Source organism: Bartonella vinsonii subsp. arupensis OK-94-513 (genome assembly GCF_000278235.1).
GTDB classification, from domain to species: Bacteria; Pseudomonadota; Alphaproteobacteria; order Rhizobiales; family Rhizobiaceae; genus Bartonella; species Bartonella arupensis.
The window spans coordinates 509671-524458 of record NZ_JH725037.1; the positions used below are offsets into that span (position 1 = coordinate 509671).

General features: G+C 40.6%; 15 protein-coding genes. 9 read left to right on the top strand and 6 right to left on the bottom strand.

The genetic code is table 11. The features are described 5' to 3' along the window. The first annotated feature begins 30 nt into the window (after positions 1 to 30). From ME1_RS02060 to ME1_RS07755, 3 genes are all read left to right on the top strand, one after another. The gene (locus ME1_RS02060; protein WP_004862564.1) at positions 31 to 1749 is read left to right on the top strand and encodes a heparinase II/III family protein; all 1719 of its coding nucleotides are present in this window, start codon (positions 31 to 33) and stop codon (positions 1747 to 1749) included. Between the two features lie 164 nt (positions 1750 to 1913). Continuing rightward, a complete protein-coding gene (purH, locus tag ME1_RS02065; protein WP_004862566.1) occupies positions 1914 to 3530 on the top strand; it encodes a bifunctional phosphoribosylaminoimidazolecarboxamide formyltransferase/IMP cyclohydrolase in 1617 nt (538 codons plus the stop codon). A gap of 145 nt (positions 3531 to 3675) precedes the next feature. Next, the gene (locus ME1_RS07755; RefSeq protein ID WP_004862567.1) at positions 3676 to 3828 is read left to right on the top strand and encodes a DUF1127 domain-containing protein; all 153 of its coding nucleotides are present in this window, start codon (positions 3676 to 3678) and stop codon (positions 3826 to 3828) included. Between the two features lie 279 nt (positions 3829 to 4107). Here ME1_RS07755 and ME1_RS02070 read toward each other — a convergent pair whose 3' ends face one another. Further along, positions 4108 to 4893 carry an SURF1 family protein gene (locus tag ME1_RS02070; protein ID WP_004862569.1) on the bottom strand — a complete coding sequence of 262 codons (786 nt, stop codon included), beginning with the start codon at positions 4891 to 4893 and terminating at the stop codon, positions 4108 to 4110. 272 nt (positions 4894 to 5165) lie between these two features. Here ME1_RS02070 and rpmB point away from each other — a divergent pair, with 272 nt between their 5' ends. Together rpmB and ME1_RS02080 are read left to right on the top strand one after the other, a co-directional pair. Beyond that, the gene (gene rpmB, locus ME1_RS02075) at positions 5166 to 5471 is read left to right on the top strand and encodes a 50S ribosomal protein L28 (RefSeq protein ID WP_004862571.1); all 306 of its coding nucleotides are present in this window, start codon (positions 5166 to 5168) and stop codon (positions 5469 to 5471) included. 120 nt (positions 5472 to 5591) lie between these two features. Next, a complete protein-coding gene (locus ME1_RS02080) occupies positions 5592 to 6278 on the top strand; it encodes a VUT family protein (RefSeq protein WP_004862573.1) in 687 nt (228 codons plus the stop codon). Positions 6279 to 6427: 149 nt separating this feature from the next. Here ME1_RS02080 and cobT read toward each other — a convergent pair whose 3' ends face one another. The 3 genes from cobT to ME1_RS02095 all read right to left on the bottom strand — a co-directional run bounded on the left by cobT (position 6428) and on the right by ME1_RS02095 (position 10141). Next, positions 6428 to 8329, bottom strand: coding sequence for a cobaltochelatase subunit CobT (gene cobT, locus ME1_RS02085; RefSeq protein WP_004862574.1), 1902 nt, complete (start codon positions 8327 to 8329; stop codon positions 6428 to 6430). A gap of 14 nt (positions 8330 to 8343) precedes the next feature. Further along, the gene (gene cobS, locus ME1_RS02090; protein ID WP_004862576.1) at positions 8344 to 9330 is read right to left on the bottom strand and encodes a cobaltochelatase subunit CobS; all 987 of its coding nucleotides are present in this window, start codon (positions 9328 to 9330) and stop codon (positions 8344 to 8346) included. Positions 9331 to 9520: 190 nt separating this feature from the next. Further along, a complete protein-coding gene (locus ME1_RS02095; protein WP_004862577.1) occupies positions 9521 to 10141 on the bottom strand; it encodes a J domain-containing protein in 621 nt (206 codons plus the stop codon). Between the two features lie 121 nt (positions 10142 to 10262). Here ME1_RS02095 and ME1_RS02100 point away from each other — a divergent pair, with 121 nt between their 5' ends. Beyond that, a complete protein-coding gene (locus tag ME1_RS02100; protein WP_004862579.1) occupies positions 10263 to 10541 on the top strand; it encodes a BolA family protein in 279 nt (92 codons plus the stop codon). A gap of 13 nt (positions 10542 to 10554) precedes the next feature. Here the strand turns inward: ME1_RS02100 and ME1_RS02105 are convergent, their stop codons facing one another. Together ME1_RS02105 and ME1_RS02110 are read right to left on the bottom strand one after the other, a co-directional pair. Then, the gene (locus tag ME1_RS02105) at positions 10555 to 11532 is read right to left on the bottom strand and encodes a tyrosine recombinase XerC (RefSeq protein WP_004862581.1); all 978 of its coding nucleotides are present in this window, start codon (positions 11530 to 11532) and stop codon (positions 10555 to 10557) included. 2 nt (positions 11533 to 11534) lie between these two features. Further along, on the bottom strand, positions 11535 to 12356 hold the full coding sequence (locus ME1_RS02110) for a SapC family protein (protein ID WP_004862583.1): 822 nt from the start codon (positions 12354 to 12356) through the stop codon (positions 11535 to 11537). Between the two features lie 131 nt (positions 12357 to 12487). On the opposite strand from ME1_RS02110, the gene rimM reads away from it, so the two are divergent. From rimM to rplS, 3 genes are all read left to right on the top strand, one after another. Continuing rightward, entirely contained in the window at positions 12488 to 13057 is a 570-nt protein-coding gene (gene rimM, locus ME1_RS02115) for a ribosome maturation factor RimM (protein WP_004862585.1), read from the top strand. A gap of 235 nt (positions 13058 to 13292) precedes the next feature. Beyond that, complete coding sequence (gene trmD / locus ME1_RS02120; protein WP_004862588.1) at positions 13293 to 13991, top strand: tRNA (guanosine(37)-N1)-methyltransferase TrmD; 699 nt, start codon at positions 13293 to 13295, stop codon at positions 13989 to 13991. Between the two features lie 209 nt (positions 13992 to 14200). Continuing rightward, the gene (gene rplS, locus ME1_RS02125; RefSeq protein ID WP_004862590.1) at positions 14201 to 14641 is read left to right on the top strand and encodes a 50S ribosomal protein L19; all 441 of its coding nucleotides are present in this window, start codon (positions 14201 to 14203) and stop codon (positions 14639 to 14641) included. Positions 14642 to 14788: the final 147 nt, after the last annotated feature.

Consider the following 14788-nt stretch of genomic DNA (forward strand, 5'->3'; position numbering starts at 1 on the left):
TAAAATGGCTGAAATTGTGCACGATTCGGTATGTACGGAGATGAGATTGTGGCGGTTGCGTTAAAAGGTCCTCAGACAAAGGCGTCGGACTTTGTGTATATGATACACCAATTTATACGGCGTTTATCCGTTGGTCCTCTGTTTCGTTGGCGATTTTCAGGATTTCGTCCCCATAAGATTTTAGCGCATCCCATTGATTTGCATCTCGCGAATCCGATGATGGCGCATGAATTTTATCATGGTCGTTTTGCTTTTGCTGGTCATGTTGTTCACGCTGGTGCGGTTTCACCTTTTGCGTTGGTTTCACCAACGCCAGAATGGGAGGCGGCTCTTCATGATTTTCATTGGTTGAGACATATGGCGGCAGCAGAGAGTGATTTAGCTGTAGCACATGCACGTTCTCTCTTAGAAGATTGGCTTGACCATGGTGGCAAAAAAGTTAAGGGGCTCGCTTGGAGTGCTCCGGTTGTGGCGCGGCGTTTAATGTCGTGGATTTGTCATTCGAAAATGTTGTTGCAAGGAGCAAGTGAGCGGTTTGAAAAACGCTTTTTACGCGCACTTGGTTTTCAATTTCGTTATTTGCGCATAACGATTTATAGTATGGAAAACAATGAACAACGTTTACAAGCTGCTGTTGCTTTGACATTTGCCTCTCTTGCTTTGCCTGTTTCTGCAGCAATGAAAAAGAAAGTGCAGACCTTTCTTGTGGAGGAACTTTCGCGTCAGATCTTGGTTGATGGTGGTCATATTTCACGGAGTCCAGCTATCTTACTCGACTTGTTATCGGATTTGTTGTCTTTACGTCATCTTTTTGTACATAGTTATGAAAAAGCACCACGTATCCTCATTGATTCTGTTGAGCGTATGTTGCCAGCTTTACGGTTTTTTATTCATGAGGACCAAACATTGGCGCATTTTAATGGGGTTGGACCACTTGTCTGTGAACGTTTATCAACAGTTTTAGATCTTGATGAAACAGCTGGACATCCTTTTAGTTATGCACGTTATTCAGGATTTCAGCGTTTACAAGCCAATAAAACGACAGTGCTTGCCGATACAGGAAAATTTCCACCACGCTCTGTTGCACAACATGCTGGGTCTGGATGTTTATCTTTTGAAATGTCTTCTCGAGGGAGCCGCTTTATTATCAATACGGGTGTTAATCCTTATGGGCGTGAAGAATATCGACATTTCGGACGTGTCACTGCAGCACATTCAACGGCAACGGTTAATGATTGTTCGGTGGGCATTTTTCATAAAAAAAGGAAGCGGGGCGCCTCACTTTTGCTTGATGGACCAACGGATGTTAAAGTACGCCGTATAGAGGATTCAGAGAAAACTGGTTTTATTGCAAGCCATGATGGCTATGTGCAAGCCTTTAATCTTGTTCATGAGCGTGGTCTTATTTTAGCAACAAATGGAAAAATGATCGAGGGTTTTGATCGCTTTTTTATGCCGCCCAGAGGGCTTTCAAAAAGACATAAGGCTGATCAAAATGAACAGAATAATGTTGCTGTTCGATTTCATCTTCATCCGCAAATTGAGGTTAACTATGATGGCAACGGTGTATGTTTAGCTGCTAGAGGTGGACAAGAGTGGTATTTTATATCACCTGACGCTGATATTTTTCTTGAAGATTCGATTGATTTTGCTGAACTTAATGGTCCGCAACGCACACAACAGATCGTTTTGTATTTTCGTCCTGCATTCCAAGAAAAAGTTCGTTGGCGTTTTACATGCCGTCAATGAAACAATGATTGGATTTTTTTATAACACAAAGAAAGATAAAATCATTCTTTGTGCTTAAAAAGATGTTCTCTTCTTTCAGTGTATTTTGATAAAGGCATGTGCTATAAAATGCATAAGCGCGTTTTCTCAAATTGTTACCGTTTTTATTTTTAGGATTTCTTTTTATGGGTATTGTTGCAAAAAATTTTCCCGTACCTGATCTTCATCGGGTTCGTCGTGTTCTTCTTTCTGTATCGGATAAAACAGGTTTGGTTACATTTGCACAAACGCTTCATGCTTATGGTGTTGAATTGATTTCAACAGGAGGAACAGCCAAAGCCCTAATGGCGGCTGGTTTGGCTGTCAAAGATGTTGCTGAAATTACAGGATTTCCGGAAATAATGGATGGGCGTGTTAAAACACTTCATCCTTTGATTCATGGAGCTCTCTTAGGTGTAAGGCAGGATCCTAGCCATGCCGCTGCTATGGAAAAGCACGGTATCCATGGAATCGATCTTCTGGTGGTCAATCTGTATCCTTTTGAAGAGACTTCTCAATCTGGAGCTGATGGACAAACAATCCTAGAAAATATTGATATTGGTGGACCAGCAATGATTCGCGCTGCCGCAAAAAATCATGCTTATACGGGCGTTGTTACAGCGGTGAGTGATTATGATGTGGTTCTTGCTGAATTAAAAAAGCATGAGGGATGTTTAAGCTTATCTATGCGACGTCAGTTAGCAATGCGTGCTTATGCACACACAGCTGCTTATGATACGGCGATAGCGGCATGGTTTGCACAGGATTTAAAAGTTGAAACTCCAGCGTGGCAAAGTTTTTCTGGTCATCTTGAAAGCGTTATGCGCTATGGGGAAAATCCGCATCAACGGGCGGCATTTTATCGCAGTCGTGAGAAACGTTTTGGCGTTGCAACAGCCAAACTTTTGCAAGGTAAAGAACTCTCTTATAACAATATGAATGATACAGATGCGGCATTTGAACTTGTAGCAGAATTTGATCCTCAAAAAACTGCTGCTGTTGCTCTTATTAAACATGCAAACCCTTGTGGTGTTGCAGAAGGACAGAATTTGAAAGAGGCTTATCTGAAAGCTCTTATGTGTGATAATGTCTCGGCATTTGGTGGAATTGTTGCGTTAAATCAAATCCTTGATGAAGAATGTGCAGAAGAGATTGTCAAGATTTTCACGGAGGTCATTATTGCTCCTGATGCAACAATGGCAGCACGTGAAATTATTGCGAGGAAGAAAAACCTACGTTTGTTGGTAACAGGGGGTGTCCCTGATCCACGTTGTGGAGGGCTTATTGCTAAAACGCTTGCGGGTGGGATTTTAGTACAATCGCGTGATAATATGGTGGTTGATGATCTCAATCTGAAAGTGGTGACAAAGCGGGCACCAACTCAAGAGGAAATGCGTGATCTGCAATTTGCTTTTCGGGTGGTGAAACATGTGAAGTCAAATGCTATTGTTTATGTAAAAAATAGCGCAACTGTTGGGATTGGTGCCGGCCAAATGAGCCGTGTTGATTCAGCAAAAATTGCTGCGCGTAAAGCTGAAGAAAGCGCTGAAAGAGCAGGACTAACAGAATCTCCTGCAAAAGGGTCTGTAGTTGCATCAGATGCATTTTTTCCTTTTGCAGATGGTCTCTTGGCAGCGGTTGAAGCTGGTGCAACAGCTGTTATTCAGCCGGGTGGATCAATGCGTGATGAAGAAGTTATTGCAGCAGCCGATGCCCACGGTTTAGCTATGGTTTTTACAGGTGTGCGGCATTTTCGCCATTAATGTTTTGTAGCTTGCCTTTTTTGAATGAGAAAAGTTTCTCATGTGGTAAGCGCATATCTGTTATGAAGTTATAGCACGACTCTTTTTTGTAATTTGCTCTACATTATATCCCAGTGAGAACCAATTGAGGTTTGGGGTAAAAAGTATGAGTATTCTACGTTCTTATAGTAATTGGCGCCGTTATCGGCGGACAGTTAATGCGTTAAGTCATCTCTCAACAGATGAATTGAATGATCTTGGCATTTATCGTGGTAATATTAATTCAATTGCGCGGTATTATTCCCGTAAGTCTTTTTAAGATTTGTTTATAATAACATCTAAGAGACTGTTTTAGTGAGCACAAGCGGTGTCTTGTGGTCGAGCGTTTTTTTCATTTTGGGTATATTTAAAACAACACTTGTAAGAAGGCACTTATGTGCTTGAGTGTTGTTCGCGTGTGCGCTTTTTTGAAAAAGGGAGTGGTGAGTGTAATTTTCAACGCAACAGGTTTGTATTTTGTTGTGAACTGCGTGGTTCTTAAAGAAAAGCCATTTAACTATACATGTTTCATGAGGCGGGGATTTTGCTTTGTGTTTTTTTAGCTTTTTTGTCGTAGCAGGAAAAGAGAGCCCCCTAGAACACCAGCAGCTAAAGTAAACCACGTAAGAGCATAGACAAGGTGATTGTTTCGAAAGTGTACAACAGTTAAGCCAGCAATCGGTAAGTTTTTTTGCGGAGCTGTTTTTTTACCGGCGTCAATAAAATAAGGGGCAACGCTAGATAAACCAAGCCTTTGTGCCATAGCAGGGAGATCACGTGTATACCATAAATTGGTGTCCGGATTGTTTTTGCGTGGAAAAAATCCATTTTTTTCGCTCATCCGTAACAAACCTATAATCGTAGTTTGCTCTGTGTTTGGAACAGAATATTGTTGAGGAGTGGCACCAGTGTGTGATTGCTCTGCGTTTTGGAAGTCATGGCGTGCATCCATGGGAATAAAACCACGATTTACAAAGGTCAGTGTGTTGTCGGCTGTTTGTAGAGGGGTTAAAACCCAGTAGCCCGTGGTATCTTGAGTAACAGCAGTGACAAAAATATTTTTATCTGTCAAAAATTTTCCTGTAATGATAACAGGGCGGTATTCATCTTTCTCAAAAGTAACGTACTTCCATTGATTTTGCGGGGGTGCTTTTATGGGAGGCAAATGAATACGCTGATGAGCACTGGTAATAAGATTTGTTTTCCAGTTTAATCGTTGTATTTGCCATACACCCAATGCACTAAAGAGAAGAAAAAAACACGTACATAAAATACCAAACAAAAGTGAAGAAAAACGAGAGTGTTTTTGTTGAAGCTCTGTCATGGAGGAGATGGTTTTGCTCATGATTAACGCTTCCTTCTAGAATACTCATATTCTTTTAACATGATTAAGTATTAAAAAAAATATTTTCTACATCTTTCATGGGAAATGATGCAAATTAGTGAACATGAGATGCAAAAGGCTTTATAAAAGACTTGACCTTTTGTTATCGAAACCCTATTAGAAAAACAACTTCTCAGTAATGCCGTTCAAGGGAGTGTAGTACGCTTTTTGCGTTTATTCTATTTTTCGGCTGTTGAGATTTAAGAGTTTCTTAGAGTTTAAAGGTGAAGTTTATGTCTCGTGCCTGCGAATTGACAGGGAAAACTGTTCTTTATGGTAATAATGTTAGCCATGCGAACAATAAAACCCGTCGTCGTTTTTTACCAAATCTTTGTAATGTGACATTGATTTCTGAAGTGTTGCAGCAAAGTTATCGCTTGCGCGTTTCGGCAAGTGCTTTGCGTTCTGTTGAGCATCGCGGTGGCCTTGATAGCTTTTTGATCAAAGCTGATGATAAGGAATTGTCGCAACGTGCGCGTTTGTTAAAACGCCAAATTATTAAGAAAAAAGCTGAACATGCGGCTGAGCAAGCAGCTTAATCCTCTTTGTCTATTATAAAGTTGGATCAACCTCTCTTTATGCTGAGGGGGTGTTGTTTTTAAGCTATTTGCTCATTTGATCGCTGTATTTTATTGGTTCCATATCCCAGGTTAAAAAAAATGTCTTCAGCGCCCGATCTTTTATTTCCACAGCAAGAGAGAAACTTTATTGCTTTCTCTATCTTTGCAATGTGTCTTACTGTTACTGCTTCTAATATTTTGGTTCAGTACCCTGTCTATTGGTTTGATTTAAATGAATTGTTAACCTACGGTGCTTTTACTTATCCGATTGCTTTTCTGATCAATGATTTAACCAATCGTTTTTATGGTCCAGCGGCAGCGCGGCGTGTGGTTTACGCTGGTTTTTGTTCTGGTGTTTGTGTTTCTTGGATTTTGGCAACACCGCGGCTTGCAATTGCCTCTAGCTTAGCATTCTTATTTGGACAACTTCTCGATATTGTTGTTTTTACTCCTTTACGGCGTAAAGCATGGTGGAAAGCACCTTTAGCAGCAGCATTGGTTGGTTCAGCTCTGGATACCGTTTTATTTTTCTCTCTTGCTTTTTGTGGCCTTTTTACTTTTATCGATCAGATGACGGGTTATACGAGTAGTTCGCTCTTTGGAAGTGTGGTTTTCTTCGGGCTTGAGGTTCCAGTTTGGCTCTCACTTGCTTTTGGCGATTTTTTAGTAAAAGTTGTTATGAGTTTTTTGATGCTCATCCCTTATGGAACAATTCTTAAAACTATGAGACTTCCTCTTTATCAAAGTCATGTAAAAGATAAACCTTCCTTTGTGGAGAGCGAGTAGAAACCTTTATCTTTTTATTTTTGCAGATGAATAGATTGCATGTTGTGTCTTTTGTGAAAGCAGCGTTTTAGCATTACGTTCTGAGACATTTTTGATAGATGTATTTCATGGCTAAACATGATCTCGAGCTTTTCATTGAGAAGGTTTTTTTAAAATCTTTTATGAGAAGGAGATTTTTTATTGCTAAAGAGCGTTTCTAGTTGTTTTGTGATAGCATTGCCAAGCTCTTCGGCATTCATAATTGTGACAGCGCGTTGATAATAACGTGTGACATCATGGCCAATGCCAATAGCAATGAGTTCTACAGGAGAATGAGTCTGGATTTCTCGAATTACCGCGCGTAGATGTTTTTCCAGATAATTGCTGGAATTAACTGATAGTGTTGAATCATCAACAGGGGCTCCATCAGAAATGACCATGAGAATGCGGCGTTGTTCACGTTGTGATAAAAGGCGTTGATGCGCCCAAATCAATGCTTCTCCATCAATATTTTCTTTTAGCAATCCTTCCTGCATCATTAGACCTAAATTGCGTCGTGCTCGGCGCCATGGGGTATCTGCACTTTTATAGATGATATGACATAAATCATTAAGACGCCCCGGATTATGGGGTTTGTTTTGGCTAAGCCACTGTTCGCGTGATTTTCCGCCTTTCCAAGTTTTTGTAGTAAAGCCTAAAATTTCAACTTTGACACCACAGCGCTCAAGAGTTTGTGCTAAAATATCTGCGCAACTTGCTGCAACAGTAATTGGTCGTCCACGCATTGATCCCGAATTATCAATGAGGAGTGAAACAACCGTGTCACGAAATTGCGTGTTGCTTTCCATTTTGAAAGAAAGAGGTTGCATTGGATCAATAATAAGGCGTGAGAGCCGCGCTGTATCAAGATATCCTTCCTCAAGGTCAAAATTCCAATTGCGGTTTTGTTGTGCCATAAGACGGCGCTGTAAGCGATTTGCTAATCGCCCAACAATGTTTTGCAGATGGTTGATTTGCTTATCAAGATAATGACGCAGGTGATCTAATTCGCTTTCAGAACAAAAATCTGTTGCTTCCAAAATTTCATCAAACTGTCTAGTAAAAACCTTATAATCATTGAGCTTTTCCATTTGTTCTGAAACAGCGAAAAGGCGTGTGGATTGGCTTGATTTTTCTTGCCAAGGACTTCGGTCTTGTCCTTCGTCAGCTTTATCACTCTCTTTTGGTTGTGTTGCTTGTGTTTTTCCTTCGTCCTGCGTATCATTTTCTTGTTCTGTCGTTGTTTGTTCGTCACTTTGCGTTTTTTTTTCGTTGTTGCTTTCTTCTGCTGATTGATGTTGAGGTTCACCCTCGTTTTTTAATGTTTTATTGTTTTCACTGTCAGAGGTTTCTTCTAGTTGAACTGCCATTTTTAAGGCAAAAAGCATTTTACGAACAATTCGTGCAAAAGCATGTTGGTTGTGAATATGATGTGTTAGTTCGTTCAGTTCTGCTGCGGCTTTTTGTTCGATTTCTTGACGCCATAACTCTAAGACAGATCCAGATTCTTTTGGGGGAGGGCGTTTTGTTATTTTTTCGCGCAATAAAAGTGCAATTGCTTCTTGGATAGGGGCTTCACTTTGACTACTGATCTTTTGATAGTGCGCTCTTTGATATTTATCAGCAAGCATTCCATCAAGATTTTGTGCAATTCCCTCCATGGCTAAAGTGCCGATTGCTTCAACACGTGTTTGCTCGAGAGCATCAAAGACAGCACGTGCTTCTGATTCTTGTGGAGCAAATTGTGTGTGAATGCGGTTATCATGCCATGCTGTGCGTAAAGCCATGGAATCACCTAATCCGCGCGTAATCGTTATATCTTTATCTGTTGCTTGTTGGGGTAATTCCGGTAAACGTGCATCATTTTCGCTTAAAGATGGTCTGTTATGACTAAAAGAAACCTCAAGCTTGGGTGTACCAGCAATAGCACGCATACAGGTGGAAAGTGCTTTTTTAAAAGCTGCAGTATCAAGAGGAGTGTCAGGAGAATCATTTACGAGATTTTTGCTATTGTCGCCAGCTTCGGTCGTCATGATTGACATATTCCTTAAGGCAAAACACCATGAATGAGTGATTCAGGAAGTTCTTCTCCAAAGGCACGTTGATAAAACTCTGCGACAGTAGCACGTTCGAGTTCATCGCATTTATTGAGAAAGGTTAAACGAAAGGCAAAGCCCACATTTTGAAAAATGACCGCATTTTCTGCCCAAGTGATGACTGTGCGTGGGCTCATGACGGTTGAAAGATCTCCATTGATAAAGGATTGACGTACCATATCAGCAACATGGACCATTTGTGAAATTGTCTTTTTTCCCTCTGTTGTCTGGAAAGATTTGACCTTTGAACAAACAATGTCAACCTCTTTATCATGGGGCAAATAATTGAGTATCGTCACAATAGACCAGCGGTCCATTTGAGCTTGATTTATTTGTTGTGTACCGTGATAGAGTCCCGTTGTATCGCCAAGACCAATGGTATTTGCAGTTGCAAAAAGACGAAATGCGGGATGAGGAGTAATGACACGACTTTGGTCAAGCAAACTTAGTCGTCCAGAAGCTTCAAGGACACGCTGAATAACAAACATAACATCGGGACGGCCGGCATCATATTCATCGAAAACAAGAGCAATATTGTTTTGATAAGCCCATGGCAAAATGCCCTCTTTAAATTCAGTAATTTGTAAGCCATCTTTTAAAACAATGGCATCTTTTCCTACCAAATCAATGCGGCTGACATGACTGTCGAGATTAATTCGTATACAAGGCCAGTTGAGACGTGCAGCAACTTGTTCAATATGTGTTGATTTTCCTGTACCGTGATAGCCGGAAATCATGACACGGCGGTTAAAGGCAAAGCCTGCTAAAATTGCTAAAGTTGTTTGTTGATCAAAAAGATAATCTGGATCTATATCGGGAACGTGAGGGCTTCTTGTACTAAAAGCAGGGACTTTCATATCCGTATCAACATGAAATACATCACGCGCGCAAAGTGTGATATCGGGCACATTTTCGACTGTAAGATTTGTTTTTGTCATACTTTTTCTGGAAGGGAAAGGATGTATTTTATTTTCACTCTTTAAAATAACGATACAAGAGTTAGCACACTTATGCAATGCTCTATAATGAGAGTCTTGGATATAAAAGAATCTTTTACGAGGTATTCTCTCATATGTTGCAAAAACAATAATGGCTCAAACGAGAAAGTTTTTATGGGGATATGTTTCTTTAGCACAAACCAGACTTTTTGAGCAAATTATAAGCGTGTAAAACATCGCGAAAGCGCTCTTCTGAAGAACGGTTGCCACCATTGGAATCAGGATGGTGTTTTTTTACCAGTTCCTTATATTTTGCTTTGATATCCTCAGACGAAGCGTTTGCTGGTAATCCCAATGTATCAAACGCTTTAGCTTCTAAAGGTTTTAATTTCCGTGAGGAAGTTCTGGTTGCGTGACGTTGGGTAAAGAGCGTGAATGGATCGCGCATGCGATTTTGGTAAGCCGCTGTTCCAGAGCGAATTTGTGCGTAATGTGCTGCTGTCTTTTTTGATGTGCCATTGCTAAAATCAGTAGGCCATGTCGGACGATGTCCTGTGAGGGCATCCTTTTGGAACTTTGCAATATCTTTATCGCTAAGACCAGAAAAGTAATTAAAATTTTTATTATAAGCACGCACATGCTCAATACAAAAATACAGATATTGGCCTTCGTGATTTCGACCTGCTGGTGCTTTATGGGCGCCGGCTTTTTCACAACCTTCCCATTGACATTGTTGTGCCTGTGATTCAGCCTTCCCTTTTTTTTGAGAGCTGATTCGAATTGAGTCGAATAATTTAGATGTTGTTACCATGTCCTTAGGTTTATGCAAAATCAATTGATTTGACAAGAATTGACTTTTGAAAAATTTGTTTTCACACTTTCTTTGCTGATCAAAAGGCTCATTTCAGTGTTTATTTTGTTAGGGAACAAAAATGTCTACTCCGATTGAAACAACAATCAAGATGAAGCTCCAAGATGCTTTTCATCCGAAAAAACTTGAGGTGATTAATGAGAGCCACCTTCATGAGGGGCATCCTCATAAAGAGCATGCTTTTGATGGGAAAGGGGAAACACATTTTAGGGTGAAAATTCTCTCTTCTTCTTTTATTGGCATGACGCGTGTGGAGATACATCGAGCGATTTATCAAGTCCTCCAGAAAGAGCTAGCCACTTGCGTTCATGCTTTGGCGCTTGAAGTTTCCTCGGTTTGATTTGCTTTTTCATTTAAGTTTTTTCAGAGCGAGGATGTGCTTTTTGATAAATTTCTAATAAGCGGTCTGTATCAACATGGGTATAGGCTTGGGTCGTGGAGAGGCAAGCATGACCAAGAAGCTCTTGAATGGTGCGTAAATCTCCTCCACGGGATAAAAGATGGGTGGCAAAAGAATGGCGCAAGGTATGAGGTGTCGCTGTCTCTGGTAAACCAAGGCTTGCACGTAAATTTCGAATGGCTCGTTGAATAATTGCTGGCTGCAAAGGACCGCCTCGCGCACCACGAAACATGGGTTGGTTGTTCACTAAAGGATATGGACAGCATTTGAGGTAATTCTGTACTGTTTCGTAAACAATTTTTATGAGGGGAACAAGGCGCGTTTTTTGACCTTTTCCAGTGATAAACAAGCTTTTTTTTTCAGGATCAGAAAATTGCTCTGGTGTGAGCGCTAGAGCTTCTGATATTCGCATGCCACAGCCATAAAGAAGCATCAAGACAGCAGCATTGCGGGCGATAATCCATGCTTCATTTTCTTGTTGATTTTCTTGTTTGACGATATGAAGAGCGGATTTTATAGCCAAAGGTTTTGGAAGCGATTTTGGCTGTTTTGGGGTTCGAATAAGCTTAGCAGCAGGGACATTAACAATCCCTTCGCGTGATAAATATCTGAAAAAAGAGCGCACACCCGCCATACCACGACTTAAAGAGCGGGCGCTTATGTTATTTGCTCTGCGGTAGGCCAAATAAGCGCGCAAATCTAGGACGCGCAAATTGGCAAGATCATCAAAAGTTGGCTCAACCCCTAAATGTTGACAGAGAAAAAACAAAAATTGTCTTGTGTCACACTCATAAGCTTGTGCTGTTTGTGTGGACATGCGACGTGTTTGCACAAGACCATCTAACCAGTTTTTCCTTGCGGTCAAAATGGCATGGTCTGCTGGAATCAGGAAGACATTTTTGCCTTTTCTACCGTCTTTTTTTGTGGGCATTTCTAGTTGAGAGTTTCTTTCTTTTTCGGGGTGTCACTTTCAGAGCTACTATTTTTCTTTTGTTGTGGCTCTTCATGATTCATAACGCGCTTTTCGCCTTTTAAAGAGAGTATTTTTAAAAGATTATGTGTTGACATAAGATGCGCGAAAATCAATCCTAAAAAGCCATTTTTATGAAGTTTTGCGAGTTGGCTTGCAGAGAGTTTATTCAGTTTTTCTTCATCAACAACCCAAAAATGTTCTAATTGTGCTGAAAGACCTTTGTCATTTTTTACATTGATCGATTTTTGGCTTAGAAGGTCCATCTCCACAAGGGCATCAATAAATTCAGCGGTTTTTTCCATAGCAATTTTAAAGCTTTCTAGAAAATGAATCCGCTCTTCCATAAAGGGTGAAATAGACCCATCTGAATTAAAAAGTTCTGTTCCTGCAACTTCATTAAACATGCCTGATTGCTGATCAAAGCAAACAGAAAGCTCTTTTTCATTTTGAAGTTGTGCAAGAACGAAAGGATAGCGACGAACAAAAGCGGGGACATAAGTATTTCGTTCCCAATTTTTATCGGAGGTGATGTAATCATTTTCGTCGTTAGAAAGACCTACAAGAGCAGCAGATGTATAGTGTTTTTTCTTTTGTTCATCTTCTGCACACATAAACAAGATAGGATAATCTAAAGCAGCTTGAAAATATTCACTACTTGCTAAAGGAACCCAGTGGGTGTCTTTAGCAAAAGACATATCACTTGGAGGAGAAAATTTGAGGTTTTTATGGGTAACTTTATTAATTGGGGTGATATCTTTGTAAAACAGCATAATATTTGCCATAAGACTTCTCCTTTTATTCATTTATTTTTGTTACCAAGAAAGGTCTTTTTGGAAGATTTTGATATGGCAACAAGATTTAATAGCAAAGTTATGAGATTCAGGGAATCATTTTGAAGAGATAATATTTTTATATGAAACATACTGGAAAAAAGCTTAAAAATAAAGTCTATCTTGCCATTATTGGTTTACCTCATGGTATAAAAGGGGACGTTTTGGTCAAAGTTTTAAGTGCTGAACCACAGCATTTAAAAACTTATGGTGCTCTTTATGATGATATGGGGCGCTCTTATGAAATTGTAACACTTCGCATGCAAAAAAAGAATGCGATTGTGCATTTTAAAGGGATTGAGGATCGCAATGCTGCTGAAAGTTTAAAAGGGATACGCCTTTATGTTGCACGCGATCAATTGCTGGATGATTTGGGTGAGGATGAATTTTATCAGTTTGATCTCATTGGACTTTGTGTTCAAGACGGTGTTGGTCGAATCTTGGGGGAGGTGAGTGGTTTTTTTAATTTCGGTGCTGGTGATTTGCTTGAAATGCGCTTGAATACGGGCAAAACTGTGCTTATTCCTTTTAGTAAGGCAGCCGTGCCAGAAATTTGCATGGCTTCTGGTTTTCTTGTTGTTGATCCAGTCGCTGCTGGTTTGCGCGATGAGGAGGAGAATGTGCTAGAGGGTGATGATTTGAAGCAAAAATAAAGGTGTAGGCTAAAACTGAAATTAGGAAAACACAAGAATAAGCTTCTGAACACATGTGTTGGTGTTTTATTCTGAAATGTTTTTTGGATTTTTAGAGTTTCTTAAAGTTTAGGCAGGTTTTAAAGTAAGGATATGGGGAGACAGTACAAATGAAGGATTTTGCTTTAAACCATAGCATTGAGGATACACCGGTTGGTGGTGATTGAGTATGGCTTGAGATATAAGGTGAGGATGAATGAAGTTTCAAGCACGCATTTTAACACTTTATCCTGAAATGTTTCCTGGATTTTTAGGGCATTCGTTAGCGGGGCAAGCTTTAAAGCGAGGAATATGGTCGTTGGAGACAGTGCAAATTAGGGATTTTGCGTTGGATAAACACCATAGCGTTGATGACACACCAGCTGGTGGTGGGGCAGGTATGGTGATGCGTGCAGATGTATTAGCGGCTGCGCTTGATAGTTGTCCACATGATTCGCCAAGATTGTTAATGAGCCCACGAGGGCGGATTTTTAACCAAACCGCTGCGCGCTCTTTGGCAGGTGAATCGGGCGTGACATTGGTTTGTGGGCGCTTTGAAGGTGTGGATGAGCGGGTAATAGAAGCGCGACAATTAGAAGAAGTCTCTATAGGGGATTATATCCTTTCAGGGGGAGAAACGGCGGCACTGGTTCTGTTGGATGCTATTATCCGTCTGCTCCCTGGAGTTATGGGCAATGCACTTTCTGGGAAGTGCGAAAGTTTTGAGAATGGTTTGTTAGAACATCCGCATTACACGCGTCCTGCTCTTTTCGAAGGACGCAGTATTCCACCCGTGTTGACATCAGGTCATCACAAAGCTATTGCCGAATGGCGTCAAAGCCAAGCCGAATTGCTCACACGTCAACGTCGCCCTGATCTTTATGCGCGTTATAATAAAAATCGTCAGAAAACTTGATTCATGTTGTAAGGTGGTGTATTGCATGGCTCTCTTTATACAAGAGTTTTTCTGTGAAGGGTTTTCTATCGTTCCAAGATAATGAAGAAATGGTGTATTCGCTCCTGCATAAAGCATAGCCTAAAGAACTCTTTTCTTTGTAGACAAGGTTTTTTAGGTAAAAGTTGAGCGCTCTGACTGTTCGATAAAGAATATGAAGGATAAAAGAAATGAATATTATCGCACAGCTTGAAGCTGAACAATGTGCAAAAATTGAAGCAAAACGCCAATTGCCTGCCTTTCAACCAGGGGATACAGTCCGTGTTATGGTGCGCGTGACGGAAGGTACACGTACCCGTGTTCAGGCTTATGAAGGAATTTGTATTGCACGTTCAGGCGGTGGATTGAATGAGACCTTTACTGTGCGCAAAATTTCTTATGGTGAAGGTGTTGAACGTGTCTTTCCGGTTTATTCTCCCTTGATTGAAGCTGTTGAGCTTGTGCGCCGAGGTAGAGTGCGCCGTGCAAAACTCTATTATCTTCGTGCTTTGAGAGGTAAAGCTGCGCGTATTGCTGAAAAGAGAGATTATCGGAAAAAAGGTGAAAAGCTTGCTAAGAGTGTAGAAGCAACAGCTGTTGCTTCAGATGCAGAAACGCAAGTTGCTGAGTAATTCAGTCAATACTGCATCCGCTATAGGATTTATGCAAAAGCACTTTTCTGTTGTCCTTCGTGTCTCTTGTGATTCGTGTTTACACTTAGAAAGGTGCTTGGCATGGTTATGAAAATGTTAAGTCTCTTAAAGTTTCGGCATCTTATT